The sequence below is a fragment of the Paenibacillus sp. NPDC057967 genome, from assembly GCF_042887015.1.
Taxonomy (GTDB): Bacteria; Bacillota; Bacilli; order Paenibacillales; family Paenibacillaceae; genus Pristimantibacillus.
In genome coordinates, this window is sequence record NZ_JBHVQB010000008.1 from 50,170 (window position 1) to 64,654 (window position 14,485).

The 14,485-nt window shown below is 52.1% G+C and carries 14 protein-coding genes; 12 read left to right on the forward strand and 2 right to left on the reverse strand.

The features are described from left to right. Window positions 1-11 precede the first annotated feature (11 nt). From ACFVSO_RS20590 to ACFVSO_RS20620, 7 genes are all read left to right on the forward strand, one after another. The gene (locus ACFVSO_RS20590; RefSeq protein ID WP_387477023.1) at window positions 12-638 is read left to right on the forward strand and encodes an ICP22 family protein; all 627 of its coding nucleotides are present in this window, start codon (window positions 12-14) and stop codon (window positions 636-638) included. Between the two features lie 140 nt (window positions 639-778). Continuing rightward, window positions 779-2,368, forward strand: coding sequence for a peptidoglycan DD-metalloendopeptidase family protein (locus ACFVSO_RS20595; protein WP_387477025.1), 1,590 nt, complete (start codon window positions 779-781; stop codon window positions 2,366-2,368). 263 nt (window positions 2,369-2,631) lie between these two features. Then, complete coding sequence (gene yycF / locus ACFVSO_RS20600; RefSeq protein WP_387477027.1) at window positions 2,632-3,369, forward strand: response regulator YycF; 738 nt, start codon at window positions 2,632-2,634, stop codon at window positions 3,367-3,369. Next, the gene (gene walK / locus ACFVSO_RS20605) at window positions 3,366-5,207 is read left to right on the forward strand and encodes a cell wall metabolism sensor histidine kinase WalK (protein ID WP_387477029.1); all 1,842 of its coding nucleotides are present in this window, start codon (window positions 3,366-3,368) and stop codon (window positions 5,205-5,207) included. Before yycF ends, walK begins: the two co-directional genes overlap by 4 nt. Further along, a complete protein-coding gene (locus ACFVSO_RS20610; RefSeq protein ID WP_387477031.1) occupies window positions 5,204-6,838 on the forward strand; it encodes a two-component system activity regulator YycH in 1,635 nt (544 codons plus the stop codon). Before walK ends, ACFVSO_RS20610 begins: the two co-directional genes overlap by 4 nt. 21 nt (window positions 6,839-6,859) lie before the next feature. Next, complete coding sequence (gene yycI, locus ACFVSO_RS20615; protein WP_387477033.1) at window positions 6,860-7,615, forward strand: two-component system regulatory protein YycI; 756 nt, start codon at window positions 6,860-6,862, stop codon at window positions 7,613-7,615. A gap of 360 nt (window positions 7,616-7,975) precedes the next feature. Next, entirely contained in the window at window positions 7,976-8,782 is an 807-nt protein-coding gene (locus ACFVSO_RS20620) for an MBL fold metallo-hydrolase (RefSeq protein ID WP_387477597.1), read from the forward strand. Here the strand turns inward: ACFVSO_RS20620 and ACFVSO_RS20625 are convergent. Continuing rightward, the gene (locus ACFVSO_RS20625) at window positions 8,751-8,972 is read right to left on the reverse strand and encodes a hypothetical protein (RefSeq protein WP_387477035.1); all 222 of its coding nucleotides are present in this window, start codon (window positions 8,970-8,972) and stop codon (window positions 8,751-8,753) included. The genes ACFVSO_RS20620 and ACFVSO_RS20625 overlap by 32 nt on opposite strands. A gap of 167 nt (window positions 8,973-9,139) precedes the next feature. On the opposite strand from ACFVSO_RS20625, the gene ACFVSO_RS20630 reads away from it, so the two are divergent. Continuing rightward, window positions 9,140-10,456 carry a S1C family serine protease gene (locus tag ACFVSO_RS20630; RefSeq protein WP_387477037.1) on the forward strand — a complete coding sequence of 439 codons (1,317 nt, stop codon included), beginning with the start codon at window positions 9,140-9,142 and terminating at the stop codon, window positions 10,454-10,456. A 108-nt stretch (window positions 10,457-10,564) separates the two neighbouring features. On the opposite strand, the gene ACFVSO_RS20635 is transcribed toward ACFVSO_RS20630, so the two are convergent. Further along, window positions 10,565-11,323, reverse strand: a complete 759-nt coding sequence (locus ACFVSO_RS20635; RefSeq protein ID WP_387477039.1) for an SDR family oxidoreductase — start codon at window positions 11,321-11,323, stop codon at window positions 10,565-10,567. Between the two features lie 218 nt (window positions 11,324-11,541). Between ACFVSO_RS20635 and ACFVSO_RS20640 the strand changes: the two genes are divergently transcribed. From ACFVSO_RS20640 to ACFVSO_RS20655, 4 genes are all read left to right on the forward strand, one after another. Next, complete coding sequence (locus ACFVSO_RS20640; protein WP_387477041.1) at window positions 11,542-12,120, forward strand: TetR/AcrR family transcriptional regulator; 579 nt, start codon at window positions 11,542-11,544, stop codon at window positions 12,118-12,120. Between the two features lie 304 nt (window positions 12,121-12,424). Further along, window positions 12,425-12,592, forward strand: coding sequence for a CxxH/CxxC protein (locus tag ACFVSO_RS20645; protein ID WP_119803563.1), 168 nt, complete (start codon window positions 12,425-12,427; stop codon window positions 12,590-12,592). 121 nt (window positions 12,593-12,713) lie between these two features. Further along, window positions 12,714-13,193, forward strand: coding sequence for a 23S rRNA (pseudouridine(1915)-N(3))-methyltransferase RlmH (rlmH, locus tag ACFVSO_RS20650; protein ID WP_116048373.1), 480 nt, complete (start codon window positions 12,714-12,716; stop codon window positions 13,191-13,193). Between the two features lie 538 nt (window positions 13,194-13,731). After that, the gene (locus ACFVSO_RS20655) at window positions 13,732-14,481 is read left to right on the forward strand and encodes a hypothetical protein (RefSeq protein WP_387477044.1); all 750 of its coding nucleotides are present in this window, start codon (window positions 13,732-13,734) and stop codon (window positions 14,479-14,481) included. Window positions 14,482-14,485: the final 4 nt, after the last annotated feature.

Genomic DNA, 14,485 nt, shown 5'->3' on the forward strand with positions numbered 1-14,485 from the left:
GTTGAGGGAGAATGGTATGGAAGAGTTTGGCGTGGATCGGCAAGATCGTGGCGGCGGGGTTGATCCTCAGCTTTCTGTCGATTTGGACAACGGGCTATATTGTGACCAGCTATGTCGAATCGGTGCTGAAGCAGTTCGAATTGCCCGTCGAGGTGCCGCCTATGGCGATGTCCGGCGTATGGGGCAAGCTGTGGGGCAGTGATCCCCTATTAGCTTCTGACATAGAACCGGAGCAAGAGAGCGGCAGCGCGAATAACGGGCAGGAGCCGGATGCGAAGGAAGTGTTTGGCGGGATCGAGGAGGAGCCTGGTGCGGGGAGCAGTCAAGGCAGCGATCCGTTAGATGGTGTACAGGAAGGAACGGGTCAAACTGGAGCCGAGAGCGAAATCGATGGCGCGGAGACGGCGGTGACGACCGACGATATCGAGTCGGCCAAGGGTGAGATGAGCGAAGAGGATAAGTCGCTATTGTTCGAATTATTAATGACGAAGCTGCCTCCAGAGTCCTGGCTGGAAATCTCTGAATATATGGAAGGAGGACTTACGGAGCAGGAGCTGACTAGCGTTCAACAGATTATGGCACAGCATCTCGACACGTCGGAATACGAGCATATGATGGAGATTCTGAAAAAATATTAATATTACGTTACCATGGCAAAGGTTGCCCCTATTGTAAAGGCTGTGATAAAGTATTAGGCGAGTGATCCGACAGGAAAATTCGTCTTTTTTCTGTTTGGAACTCGCAAATCTCTCAGCAGAAGTGCGAAAAGGAGACTATCATGACCGGTTTCAGGGACATGAGTCGCATGAAGAAGGTATGGGAACGAACTACTCAGTACTTTCGACGTACGAACTCGCAAGACTTGATAGGTAAGACCGAGCAACAAGCGGCTGACGTGATCGTATCTACCCCACTTTGGCGGAAGAAGTCGACACAAATCATCGGCGGGGCGGCAGTACTGCTCACGGTTGCCGGCATTATCGGCTATCAGCAATATACGCAATACGTAGAACGCAATACATTCCAATTCTATCATGTATATATGAATGGCGAAGCAGTAGGAACAGTAGAGACCCCTGGCGCAGTTGACCAATTGGTCGACGCTGCAGCGATAAAAGTACAGCAAGCGAATCCCGATGTTACGATGGTGCTGGATTCAGGTGATATTACATACGAAAGCGATAGTGCCTTTAAAGCGGTCCCGGAGACCGATGCGACGCTTGCTAAGCTGGAGAGTATGTTCACATCCCATGCAGTTGGCGTTGAAGTGAAGATTGACGGCAAGGTCATCGGCGTCGTGAAGGATCAGGCGACAGCGGACAGTATCTTGAAGCGCGTTCAGAGCAAGTTCGCTCCAGAGCTCGCCGCGGCGGCTAAAGGTGCGAAGACGGTCACGACACTTTCCTACAATAAGGATGGCAAGGTCGAGGCGTCGGAGACGGAAGATGCCAAGGAGCATACGGAGCCGGGCAAAGTGGTAACAGAAGTATCATTCGTTGAGGAAGTTCAAGTAGCAAGTGTCGATATCAGCCCTACGGAAATTGCCCAGGGAGAAGAGATTTACAAGAAGATTATCGACGGCAGCACGAAGCCTACCAAATATGTCGTTCAAGCAGGCGACTGCATAGGTTGTATCGCACAGAAGTTTGATATTTCCCCTCAAGTCATCTATGAGAACAATCCATGGATTGAGGATGACCGCATTACCGTCGGCGATGAGCTTGATCTAACGGTGCTTCAGCCGGAGCTAACCGTCCGTACGGTCGAGAGTGTAGTTGAACTGGAGAAGATTGTAGCTCCTGTCGAAGTTCAGAAGAACGATAAGATCAGAGTGGGCCAATCGAAGGTAATCAGACAAGGTGTCGAAGGCACGCAGCGTCTGACGTATGAAATTGTGAAGCTGAACGGTTACGTCTTAACTGAAGAATTGATGAATAAAGAAGTGATTGTAGAGCCAATCTCGGAGATTGTGGAGAAAGGCACGATGGTTGTACTCGGCGAAGGGACAGGCAAGTTCTCCATCCCGGTGAAGAACTACCGCATTACGAGCACGTATGGCCAGCGTTGGGGCCGTCTGCATTCCGGCATCGACTTTATCGGCAATAAGCGTATCCTGGCTTCTGACTCCGGCGTCGTGGAATATGTCGGTTCGAGAACAGGCACAGGCAAGACTATTATTGTTAACCATCAGAACGGCTTCAAGACGCTGTACGGACATCTTAACTCTTACAACGTCAAGAAGGGCGAGAAAGTACAGAAGGGCGACCAGATTGGCGTGATGGGCAATACAGGCAACTCCACTGGCACGCATCTGCACTTCGAGATTCACAAGAATGGCGTACCTCAGAATCCGATGAAGTACTTATAATATATCTTTTAAGCATGGCATAACAATGGCAAAGAAGCATGGCTTGGACATTAGGTCCGGGCTGTGCTTTTTTTTAATTTGATATTAGATAAACGCATGAACTCGCTTTATAGTTGCTTCAAAAATCGTAATTTCTGCTGAAAAATACAATCCAAATTATGGGCGCGTGGTTGCCGGTGCAATCGGAAGTTTGATTGTGTAGGCTGCGCCCCGGTATGTTAGAATAGAGACATAACAAAGGACTAGCGACAGGCGGTGTAACGATGCACGGAAAAATATTAGTGGTCGATGACGAGCAGCCGATAGCGGATATCATAAAGTTTAATTTGGAGAAGGAAGGCCATCAGGTCATCTGTGCCTTCGATGGCGGAGAAGCGGTGCGTCTCGCATTCGAGGAGCAGCCGGATCTCATCCTGCTTGACCTTATGCTGCCTGTAAAGGATGGCATGGATGTGTGCCGCGAGGTGCGCACGAAGCTGCACATGCCGATCATTATGCTCACGGCGAAGGATACGGAGATTGATAAGGTGCTCGGCCTGGAGCTGGGCGCGGACGATTATGTGACGAAGCCGTTCAGCACGCGGGAGCTGCTGGCGCGGGTGAAGGCGCATCTTCGCCGTCAGAACAAGAGCGGACAAGCCTCGGAAGACGCTGCGGACAGCCAGTCGGAACAATCCGGCCTGAAGCTGTTCAATCTGTTCATTGATACAGATATGTATGTGGTGTACAAGAATGGCGAGCCGTTGGACCTCACACACCGGGAGTTCGAGCTCGTCTATTATATGGCGCGCAACAGCGGCAAGGTGATGACGCGCGAGCATCTGCTGCAAGCGGTATGGGGCTTCGAATACTTCGGCGATGTGCGGACAGTGGACGTGACGATCCGTCGTCTGCGGGAGAAGATCGAAGACGACCCTAGCCGTCCGGAGTATATTATGACCCGACGCGGCTTAGGCTACATGATGCGCAACGCGAAGTCGGGAGGCTTCGGTTACGGATGAAGGCGCGGAGCTTCTTCCGCACGATCCAGGTCAAGCTAGTTATCATCTACCTGCTGCTCATTCTCGTCGCGATGCAGCTTATCGGCGTTTATTTTATAAGCACGGTCAAGAATTCACTTATTACGAGCTTCACGAACAACTTGAAGGAGCAGGCCGATATTCTGTCCAAGTTCGCGGCACCAAGCCTGCTGCCGAATATGGAGTCTGAGGGCGATTCGACCGACAATACGACGGAGGACCTCAATCTGGTTGTCCGCAACTTGTTCAGCATTAGCGGCGCCGAGGTTCAGGTGCTGGATGCGAACGGCAAGGTTGTCGCGACCTCGCTGCAGGTTCATCAGTCGTATATCGGGCAGAAGAACAAGTCGCTCGCGGTCAGCCGCGCGCTGCAGAACATTCCTGATAATGAAGAAGAGATTATCGATGAGGACAATACGCGCAAGAAGATGATTGCGCTGCCTGTGACGTACAACGATAAGGTCGTCGGGGCTGTCTATGTTGTGGCGTCAATGACGGAGCTGTACGAGACGGTGAACCGGGTCAATCAAATCTTCTTCTCTGGTACGCTGATTGCGCTTGGTCTGACAGGCGTGCTCGGCATTCTGCTCGCCCATACCATTACGAATCCGATTCAAGGCCTTACACGGCAGGCGGAAGCAGTCGCCGACGGGAGATTCGATCTGAAGGCGCCTGTGCTTGGGGATGACGAGATCGGGCGGCTCAGTATGGCTTTTAACGATATGACGATTCGCTTGAAGGAAGCGCTCTCGGCGAATGAAGAGGAGAATGAGAAGCTGGTGTCGGTTCTCTCCAATATGAGTGACGGGGTGGTTGCTGCCGATGAGCGGGGGCGGATTATCGTCTGGAATCGCCGCGCGCTGGAGCTGCTTGATGTGGAGACGTTCCAGGGCGTGGAACTGGCTGATCTGCTGGGGCTCTCGCCGGAGAAGCTGGCGGAGCTGCAGTCGGGACGCGGGCGCACCTTGCTCATTAACCGCGACCACGCGGAGGCGGAGGGCCATGATGACAGTCTCTTGAAGCTGACGGTTACACCGATTCATCGGAGAGACAAGGGCATTACGGGCACGATTGCCGTCTTGCAGGATGTCACGGAGCAAGAGAAGCTGGAGCAGTCGCGCCGTCAGTTCGTCGCGAACGTATCGCATGAGCTGCGGACGCCGCTGACGACGATCAAGAGCTATGCGGAGGCGCTGGGCGACGGAGCCTTGGAGGAGCGTGAGCTATCCGAGCGGTTCGTCGGCGTTATTAGCAACGAGACAGAGCGGATGATCCGGCTCGTGACGGACCTGCTGCATCTGTCCAGACTGGATTCCAATCAGGCTCCGCTTAGACGGAGACAGACGAATATTCATGAGATGCTGGATGAGGTGGCGGACCGCTTCTCCTTCCAGCTGCGTCAGAAGTCGATTACGGCGAATGTGTATGTCGAGCGCGGACTGAAAAAGGCTTGGCTCGACCGGGACCAGATCGACCAAGTGCTGGACAACCTCATCTCCAATGCGATCAAATATACGCTTGATGGAGGGGCCATCCAGATTGCCGCGCGCAAGCTGGAGGATAACGGCTTGCTGGAAATCAGCGTGAAGGATACGGGTATTGGCATTCCGAAGAAGGATCTGACGCGTATCTTCGATCGCTTCTATCGTGTAGACAAGGCGCGCTCCCGCAATATGGGCGGCACGGGCCTCGGGCTATCGATTGCCCGGGAAATCGTAAAGGCGCATGGTGGTACAATCTCGCTGGCTTCCGAGCTGAATGAAGGCACGACGGTATCGTTCACGCTGCCGCTCTTGCAGGAAGGGGGCGAGACAGAATGATGGAGAAAGCGAAGACGGCTACCCTGATTGTTCTCGTCGTGCTTAGCCTCCTGCAAAGTTATTTGCTGGCCTATAGCATGCCGGGGCTGGGTGCAACGGTAAGAAGCGATCAGGATTACGTCAATGCGGAGCCGCTGGGCAAGACGACGAGCGTGGAGAGCGTCATCTTCCCGGAGGAACTGATTATCCATATGGGTGAAGACAAGCATACGGTTATCTATCCAGGCACACAGTTCTATGAGATGATTCTGAACCAGCGGATTGTCGGCAGGGAGTTCAAGGGCTTCCAGCGAAGCTCGGCAAGCATTCTGAATTGGGATGAGGTGCGTAAGGACTCCATCGGCATCGAGCTCCGCTTCCCGGACGGCATCTCGGTCGAGCTGCTGCAGAAGCTGCTGAAGATGGAGGGCGATGTCTTGTTCCTCCGGGATAAGATCGACAAGATCTGGATCTTCAAGACGACGGATACAGAAGAGATCCGCACGTTCTTCTTCAGCAGCGAGGAGCATGTCGTCTATGAGTCGGTCAGAGCCGATCTGACCGTGAGAGACGTGCAGGATTATGTCGGATTTGGCGCTTATCTGCCTCAATACCGCATGACGGCTGACGGGCTCTATATTCCGGTCGAGCCGATTATGGCGACGGAGCTGATCTACCCGTACGAGACGTATTCACCGGATCAGATGCAGCGCAGTCTGCCCTTCGATTCCAGCACGACGCGTTCCTTCGAGGATCGCAGCGGCTCGCAAATCTTCACAGACGGGAAGAGAGGACTTAAGGTCGAGCAGGACGGCATGTGGATCAACTATACGAATCCGGCGGCCACAATCAGCAGCGATACGCCGATTAGCGAGAACGTCTATGCGTCGGTTGACTTTATCAACCAGCATGGCGGCTGGGACGGCACGCATCGGCTGATGAGCTCGACACCGGAGCAAGAGAAGAAATATGTGACGTTCAGACAATATATCGATCAATACCCAGTCATCGACAACCTGGCGTTCCGGTACGGACATATCCGGCTGACGCTGCAGCAAGGTGTCGTGACGGAATATGCGCGGTCGCTTATTACGCTCAGTTCACAGGCGGAGTTGCGCAAGCCGCGCTGGCTGCAGGGCGGCACCAGGCTGGAAGAGACGCTGGAGCGTTATCCGCGGCGCGGCGAGGTAACGGCATTGTTCCCGGCGCTGAAAGCTGTTCTGTTGGAGGAGAACCGGCTGCAATTCATCCCTGTCTGGGTCGTGAAGCTGGCCGATGGTTCAGAGATCACTCTACTGGAAGCGACAGAGGGGGAACAGCCTCCTGAGTCGCATACAGGGGATGGCACTGCGAATGCGAATACGAATCACAACCAGATTGATCATGCTGAAGGGTCTGGCGGGTCGGAAGGACAAGCGAGCGCAGGAACGGGACCAAGCCCCTCTCCGGGCAACGGGGCGGGGACTGGCTCTGCTGTGCTGCCGCCAAGAGAGACGGGGAATAATGAAGAATCCGTCGAGACGGGTGAAGCCGAGTTGCCGCCAGATGAATCGGGCGAAGCTGGGGATGAAGAGCTGGCAGAGGCTCCGGAGGACAATGCTCTGGATACGGAGGAGCAGGATGCGCCGGAATTAATGCGGGCCAGATCATAAGGATAGAGGAGGTGAAGGCAAGTGGATTGGAGCAGGGCAAAAAGCGTATTGATCATATCGTTCCTCATGCTGAATGTCCTTCTCGGCTATCAGCTGTGGGTGGATATCAGCGAGCAGTTGAACGCCAACGTGAACTCTGCGGAGCTGCCCCCGGATAAGGTGCAGCTGATGGGGCAGAAGCGCATCTCGCTGACGGCCAATCTGCCTGCCGGAACGCCGAAGCTGAGTGATCTGACGTATTTGCTTCAATCGGATCATAAGTCGCTGCCGAAGAAGCTGGAGAAGCCGGTCGACAGCGCGCTCATATTCACCAAGGCAGAGCTGGTAAAAGCATTGGGCGGTCAAATCCCTGATATTGAGGATTACGAATATGATCTGCACAGTGACCGGGATGGCGTATTCGTCATGCATCGTATGGTCGACGGGCGCCCGATGTTCAATGTGAAGCTGGAGCTTCTGTATACAAGCAACCGGAAAATTACCGGCTTCCAACAGGATCGTGTAGAGTCGATTGGCCACGGCGAAGAGAAGCAAGTGATCGGATCGGCGAAGGTCGTCGTGTCCTTGATTGAGACTTACCTGGACGAAGGCTCCGTGATTGCCGATATTCAGCTTGGTTATCATGGTCAGATCTTCGACTCCGAGAAGCAAGTATCGGCTCCGACCTGGCGCGTCATGCTGGGGGATGGCAAGGTATATTATGTCCATGCGATCAGCGGCGAGGTTGCGACGGAAGGCGCAGATGAAGGAGCGGGTTCTGAGTCGCCGGCGGCATAGCTGTCGACGCGATGCCATGTTATGCTTAAGTAATACTGATTGATAGAGCAGCGGTTGCTGTCTGTATAAGAGTTTCATAGAGTAGATGTTGCGAGATGACCGGCAGAGGGTATAGAGAGAGTAGGACCGGCACGATAGCCTGGCTAGAAACCATCATGGATCTGGGCAGGTTCATGTTTGGGGACCTTTTCTCTTCCTCTTCCGTCGATTGATAGAGTCAGGCATCTGATAGAATGGTAGGTTGTTTGCCGGATGGTTAACATTCATTCGGATAGCCAGAAAACAACAGGGGAAATTGGACGCAATCGAGGTTACAATGTAGGTAGCTTCGTGAGAGGCAATGGGAGAGGACTGGACGTTTTGGGACTTCGATTTACAGTATTGGCCAGCGGTTCAACCGGCAATGCGACGATCGTGCAGAGCAGCGAGAAGACGGTGCTGGTAGACGCGGGCCTTAGCATGAAGAAGCTGGACGAGCTGATGCGGGAGCGAGGCATTGCCGGACATGATCTGGACGCCTTGTTCGTGACGCATGAGCATTCCGATCATATTAAGGGACTCGGCGCTTTCGCGCGCAAATACGAGCTTCCGATCTACGCCAACGAAGCGACTTGGGGCGCGATGGAACGCCATATCGGGACGATCGCGGTAGAGAAGCGGGTCATTATGGAGACGGGAGAGGCACTGGACTTTGGTTCGATGCGCGTGCAGTCGTATCCGATCTCGCATGATGCCGCGGAGCCGGTCGGTTATTGCTTCGTAGAGCATGGGGAGAAGCTGAGCCTCGCGACGGATCTCGGTTATGTGAGCGAGAAGGTCAGAAGCCAGATCGTGGATTCCGATGTGCTCGTGCTAGAGTCCAATCATGATACCGAGATGCTGCGAATGGGCCGCTATCCATGGAATATTAAACGCCGTATCCTAAGTGACGTGGGGCATCTGTCCAACGTAGCTGCAGGCGAAGCACTTATCGAGCTGATGACAGACCGGACGAAGCGCGTTTATCTGGCGCATCTCAGCCTGGACCACAATCAAATGGACCTGGCTATGCTAACGGTCAATTCTATATTGGAGAACCACGGAATATTTTATAAACAGGATGAATTTCCTCTGCGCAAGACGTATCACGACAAGCCTACCCCATGGGACGAAGTGAAGCGGAAATAAGCGATTCCAGCTGCGAGTCGAGCGCCTCGGCTTTGTTCTCCAGCTCTTCTCGGCTAAGGATGCCCTTCTCTATGAACAGCTCCAGCATGGCGCTTAACGTGAGAACGGTGCGGTAATGCTCCTCCTTCAGATCGGCTAGCTTGGCGACAAGCTGTACGTGTTCCCATGCTGGGGACGGCTTTGTTTTCATCGTGAATCTCTCCTTTATATCGGAATTTGCGTATAAGCGGTCTCTCTTGAAAAAAATGTAGGGCAGCAAGCTTTGAATCTATTATTATTTTAGTCCATTCTTCCGAAAACATTCCTAGATTATGAAATTCCCCGCAAGGTTCGAAAGAGAGAGAGGAGAGATTCCCGATGAGCATATTCGACGACGATTTTTATTCGACCAAGGTGTCCAGGCGAACCGTCCGCAAGAGCCAGCAGGACGATCATCGGTTATCTTTCGGCGGGAGTGCTGAGCGCAAGTGGTCTAATCTGCGTGTTGCGTTCATCTCGTCTTTCACGAGCGCCGTAGCTGCGGCACTCCTGTTCGGATGGATCTTCGGCGGCTTCGGGGGCGGCGGCTCGGTGCCTGTCCATCTGACGGCAACAGGCGATCCTTCGGAGCGCACGATTGTGGCGACAGCCAAGGTGAAGCCGGCGGTAGTCAGCGTCATCAATGAGCAGATGTTCGGGCTCGGCATTGGCGGCAAGCGGCTGGAGAATGGAGACGAAGGCTCGGGTGTCCTGCGCGAAGCAGGCGTCGGCTCGGGCGTCATTATAGAGAAGAAGGCCGGAAGAGCGTTCATCGTGACGAACTACCATGTGGTGGCGAGCGCGGAGAAGGTGAAGGTAGTGCTGACAACTGGCGAGGTGCGCGAGGCTCGCGTCGTCGGCATGGATCAGATTACGGATCTGGCGGTGCTGGAGATCGATGCCAAGGGCATCGATACGGTCGCGGAGATTGGCGACTCTTCCGCGCTGCGCGCTGCGGAGTTCGTGATGGCAATCGGCAATCCGCTTGGCATGGGCGAATCTATCACAATGGGTGTCGTCAGCGTCATCAAGGAAGTGATTCCGGTATCGCTGAATCAGAATGGCGTCATTGACTGGGAGCAGGAAGTGATCCGGGTCGATGCGGCGATCAACCAAGGCAATAGCGGCGGTCCGCTGATCGATCTGAACGGCCGTGTAGTCGGCATCAACAGTATGAAGATCTCCGACTTCGGCGTGGAGAGCATCGGCTATGCGATTCCGATCAACAATGCGATGCCGATCGTGGAGAGCTTGATTAGCAAGGGCTATGTACCGCGTCCTTATCTCGGCGTCTACACCATGGATCTGGAGCAGTATTGGGAGCAGCAGGATATGGAGAAGATGTTCGAGGAGGAAGAAGGCGGAGATTCGGAGAAAGGCGAGTCAAGCGGTTCGGGTTCGATCCAGCTGCCGGATGAAGTGCTGTCGGGCGTCATTGTGTTAGAAGCGGTCGGTCCGTCCAAGAAAGCGGGATTGTCCTTCAACGACGTGATCGTGAAGCTTGATGATCATAAGGTGACCAGCACGATGGAGCTGCGCAAGTACTTATATAGCAAGAAGAAGATTGGCGAAGACATTACAGTGTCCTTCTACCGGGACGGCGAGCTTCAGTCACTGAAGCTAAAGTTGGAGGAGCAGGCTCCGGAGGAAGAGTGACAGTTATAGGGAAAAAAGCCGGAAGGCGCGTCTTGTGACGGGCCTTCCGGCTTTGTTATGAGCTGGGACTATGCGATGAATCCCCGCATTAGCGCAGCAACGAATTGATTAGTAGGCTGTCCAGCCGGCATCGGCTGTGACGACTGTGCCATTCACGAAGCTGGAGTCGTCGGAAGCGAGGAACAGCGCGACCTTGGCGATCTCTTCAGGCTCGCCTGTGCGCGGGTTGATGCCGATGCCCTTCATCGCTTGCTCCATGCCGTACTTGTTCGGAGCATTGATCGTCGTGCTGATGTTAGTGGCTACGCCGCCAGGAGCGATCGCGTTGCAGCGGATGCCTTGCGTGGCGTATTGGAAGCCGACGTTCTTAGTCAAGCCGACAACGGCATGCTTGGCTGCTGTATATGCCGCACCGGCTCTGGAGCCGTACAGGCCGCCAGCGGATGCGACGTTAACGATGACGCCGCTTTGCTTCGCGGTGAAGATCGGCAGCGCCTTGCGGATCGCGCGCATCGGGCCTGTCGTATTGACGGCGAAGACACGCTCCCACAGCTCGTCTGTCAGATCGGCAGCCGGGACGAAGTTGTCCATAATGCCGGCGTTATTCACCAGGATGTCGAGCGTGCCGTAGGTGTCTACGGCTGTATCGATGAGCTGTTGCACGTCTTCTTCTTTGGCTACGTTGGCAGCGACGGCGATGGCTGTGCCGCCCTTCGCTTCAATCTCTTGCACGACGATTGCGGCGTTATCGGCAGACAGGTCGGATACGATGACCTTCGCGCCTTCTGCAGCGAAGAGCAGGGCAGTCGCTTTGCCCATGCCGGATGCTGCGCCTGTGATGACGGCCACTTTGCCATTAAGTTTCATGTGAGTGTCCTCCTCTAAAGGAATAGTATGGTTCATGATGATCTGCGGCTATGCGCCTGTGAGGCGGAATTGAACACTTGTATAATAGCAAACAGGTGTTAAGATCAATATATACAATAAGGCGGACTGCCACAATATATAAAACGCTTTCATTTGTACGTTAACAGACAAAACACGCTTGAGTGTTGAATACTTTTTTGTGGAAGGAAGAAATAGAAATGGCGGATAGGCGTATTGCGCGCAGCAAGGTGGCGCTCAGGGATGCGCTTCTGACTCTCATGTCGGAGAAGAGCTTCTCGGCTATCACGATTACGGAGATCGTGGAGCGGGCCAATTATAACCGGGGGACGTTCTACACCCACTATGAGAACAAGGAGGGTCTGCTCGACGAGGTCATCTCGGAGCTGATCGACGAGCTGATCGAATCGTTCCGGGCGCCGTATGGCGATCTGGATGTGTTCCGGGTTGATGAGCTGACGGCGAACTCAGTGAAGATCTTCGAGCATATTCATGATCGCGCGTCAGTGTATACGACGCTGTTCCACAGCGATGTGCTGCCGGTTATTAAGGAGAAGATGTTCGGCGCGATTAAGAAGCTGTCCAGCGAGGAGCTGGAGCAGGAGACGGAGTCCATCAACCGCGAGCTGATGATGGTGTATAGCATCCATGCTTTGATGGGCCTTGTGTTCCACTGGATCGAAGGTGGCTTTCAGTATACGCCTGCTTACATGCAGGACCAGCTGATCAAGATGATCAACTGGCGGCCGTCGACGGCGAAGACGCATGTGAAGAAATAGCGGGGAGTTTTTAGGTGCAAGATTCTAAGCACGATTCTAAGGGGAAGCATCTGTTCAGAATCAGAATAGGCTTTGCCTGATTACATAGACTAAAGGTGGATATGTCAGGATTGATGTGGGGCGGGAGTGTTGGGATGAGTGCTGCGTGCAGCTTCCTGCATGTGGAGTGGTCGGGTGTCACCACATGCTTTCTTCACGTCACTTGCTTACGAAATGTTTTCTTCACAGAAAAGGGCCTGTTCTGCTATGCTGGAAGAAGTCGAATAAGCACTTATACTCTCGAAGAATAGGAAGCGAATCAGCTATGTATTGTGTATGTAAACCGTGTATTGAGAAGGCATTGGAACGTTTTGTAGACGAATACGAGGATGCGCCGGATGTGGTCGATCTGAAGGAGACGCAATTCGCGGATTGGGACCCGCCGCGCAAGTGCGACTTCTGTGAGGATGCTGCGGCGTTTTTGGTGGTATAGCGTGACGGGAAAGATGAAAACAGCTGGAGTGATGGAGCAGACGAGCTGCTTGTAAAGGTGAGGGAGATCGTTTGCCCACTTCTGTTAGCGTACAAAAAATAGGTAGAGGGATGGGCCTCATATGCATATTCAGATAGCGTCCGTCGGGAAGCTGAAGGAGAAGTACTTGACGCTTGGCATCGCGGAATATGCCAAGCGGCTCGGGCCTTACGTGAAGCTTACGCTCACGGAAGTGCCCGATGAGAAGGCGCCGGAGACGATGAGTCCGGCGGAGGAATTGCAAGTGCGAGAGCGTGAGGGGGAGCGGCTTCTGGCGCAGCTGAAGCCGGACGCCCACGTCATCGCGCTCGCGCTCGATGGGGAGCTCTGGTCCAGCGAAGATCTTGCGGACCAGCTTGATAAGTTAGCCACGTATGGGCGCAGCCACGTGGCTTTTGTTATTGGAGGGAGCAATGGGCTTGCTCCCTCTGTGCTTAAGCGCGCCCAGCAGAAGCTGAGCTTTGGGCGGATGACTTTGCCGCATCAGCTCATGAGACTAGTGCTGGTGGAGCAGGTTTATAGGGCGGTGAAGATTAATCGGGGGGAACCCTACCACAAGTAACGGCGAAATTTTACATGTGGAAATGCTTTGGAATGTTGGTGGGACGTGTGGAATAGTAAGATTTCCAGCCTCTAAGACCTTTGGTTTTAGGGGTTTTTAGTTCTTCTTGCCTAGAAATCCATCCACTATTTTCCATGGTGTGGTATGATGAAAAATAGGTAATTGTTTTCGGATATAAGGCTGTGTTAACGGAAATTCCATAAAGGAGTGAAAGGAGTGGAAAACCTAATAAAGAACATAATTTATTCATCCACTCAATACTTTTTTGAAAATGAAAATGATTTCTTTGATTAAATTCAAACAGGCATGACAGAATGGAATTTGACTCATCACTTATGCAACGAACTTAGTAAGTATATTTCTGGTAGATGTAGCAAAACGAAATTACGACATTATATTCACTCATGGGGCATACGCCCTTAGTCTGGCAGAGTGATTTCGGGAAGCAGAAGCAGCCGGACATACCCGGCAATCGTCAGGCATTGTGAATACAGGAACGTTATCTGAAGCCCTATGAAATTTTTTAAGGAGTAGTTACATGGAAACAGAAAAAACCACAAAAAGTAAAAATGAAAAATTCACAAAGAAAGACATCATTTTTGGCTTTATAATATTCTACTTAATCACAATTATTATCCTTGTTTTTATGTGGAGAGCAGGTGACAATCAAGAGTTAATTAATCAGATTTCTTTAGGGGCAAGCATATCCTCAATCTTACTAGCACTTGTAGCAATAATCTATGCATATTTTCAAACTAATGAGTCTTCTCAACAAAATACTCTTGTTCAGCAGACTTTGCTAAAGATAACAGAAAAGGTAGAGACTATTGGATTGGTAAGACAGGAAATGGAGATGTTTTTTCAAAATCATAGTACTAAAAATGACGAAATACATAAGAATATTGAAGCGATTAGAAGTAGCATTAATCAAATTTACCAAGCTTCAGAAGGGGCGAGTCCAGAAGAGATTCAAAAAACTCTAATGCAACAAAAGCCTATAATAGATCAACAATTTTCTTTATTAGAAGAGCAAGTATATAAACTTGATGATCCATTAGAAGTTGAAGCTGCAAACTTTATTAACTTTAATTTAGAAATTGATCAAAAGTTTTCTTTTTGGGACATATCATCTCAATTGAGTAAACAGAATTTAAAATTCAGCCCTAACAACCTCAAGATGGTGTTACGGTCACTTTCTGAAAAAGGTTTGATAGCTGTTATTAGTGTGGGTTCTAAAACGAATTATAAGAAAGTTAGAGAATTTAAAGTACTGGAACCAATTGAATAGTATC

Bases quoted from the DNA above. Each gene is read 5' to 3' on its own strand.
- ACFVSO_RS20590 (WP_387477023.1), top strand. From the start codon at position 12: ATGGTATGGAAGAGTTTGGCGTGGATCGGCAAGATCGTGGCGGCGGGG.
- ACFVSO_RS20595 (WP_387477025.1), top strand. From the start codon at position 779: ATGACCGGTTTCAGGGACATGAGTCGCATGAAGAAGGTATGGGAACGA.
- yycF (WP_387477027.1), top strand. From the start codon at position 2,632: ATGCACGGAAAAATATTAGTGGTCGATGACGAGCAGCCGATAGCGGAT.
- walK (WP_387477029.1), top strand. From the start codon at position 3,366: ATGAAGGCGCGGAGCTTCTTCCGCACGATCCAGGTCAAGCTAGTTATC.
- ACFVSO_RS20610 (WP_387477031.1), top strand. From the start codon at position 5,204: ATGATGGAGAAAGCGAAGACGGCTACCCTGATTGTTCTCGTCGTGCTT.
- ACFVSO_RS20625 (WP_387477035.1), bottom strand. From the start codon at position 8,972: ATGAAAACAAAGCCGTCCCCAGCATGGGAACACGTACAGCTTGTCGCC.
- ACFVSO_RS20630 (WP_387477037.1), top strand. From the start codon at position 9,140: ATGAGCATATTCGACGACGATTTTTATTCGACCAAGGTGTCCAGGCGA.
- ACFVSO_RS20635 (WP_387477039.1), bottom strand. From the start codon at position 11,323: ATGAAACTTAATGGCAAAGTGGCCGTCATCACAGGCGCAGCATCCGGC.
- ACFVSO_RS20640 (WP_387477041.1), top strand. From the start codon at position 11,542: ATGGCGGATAGGCGTATTGCGCGCAGCAAGGTGGCGCTCAGGGATGCG.
- ACFVSO_RS20645 (WP_119803563.1), top strand. From the start codon at position 12,425: ATGTATTGTGTATGTAAACCGTGTATTGAGAAGGCATTGGAACGTTTT.
- rlmH (WP_116048373.1), top strand. From the start codon at position 12,714: ATGCATATTCAGATAGCGTCCGTCGGGAAGCTGAAGGAGAAGTACTTG.
- ACFVSO_RS20655 (WP_387477044.1), top strand. From the start codon at position 13,732: ATGGAAACAGAAAAAACCACAAAAAGTAAAAATGAAAAATTCACAAAG.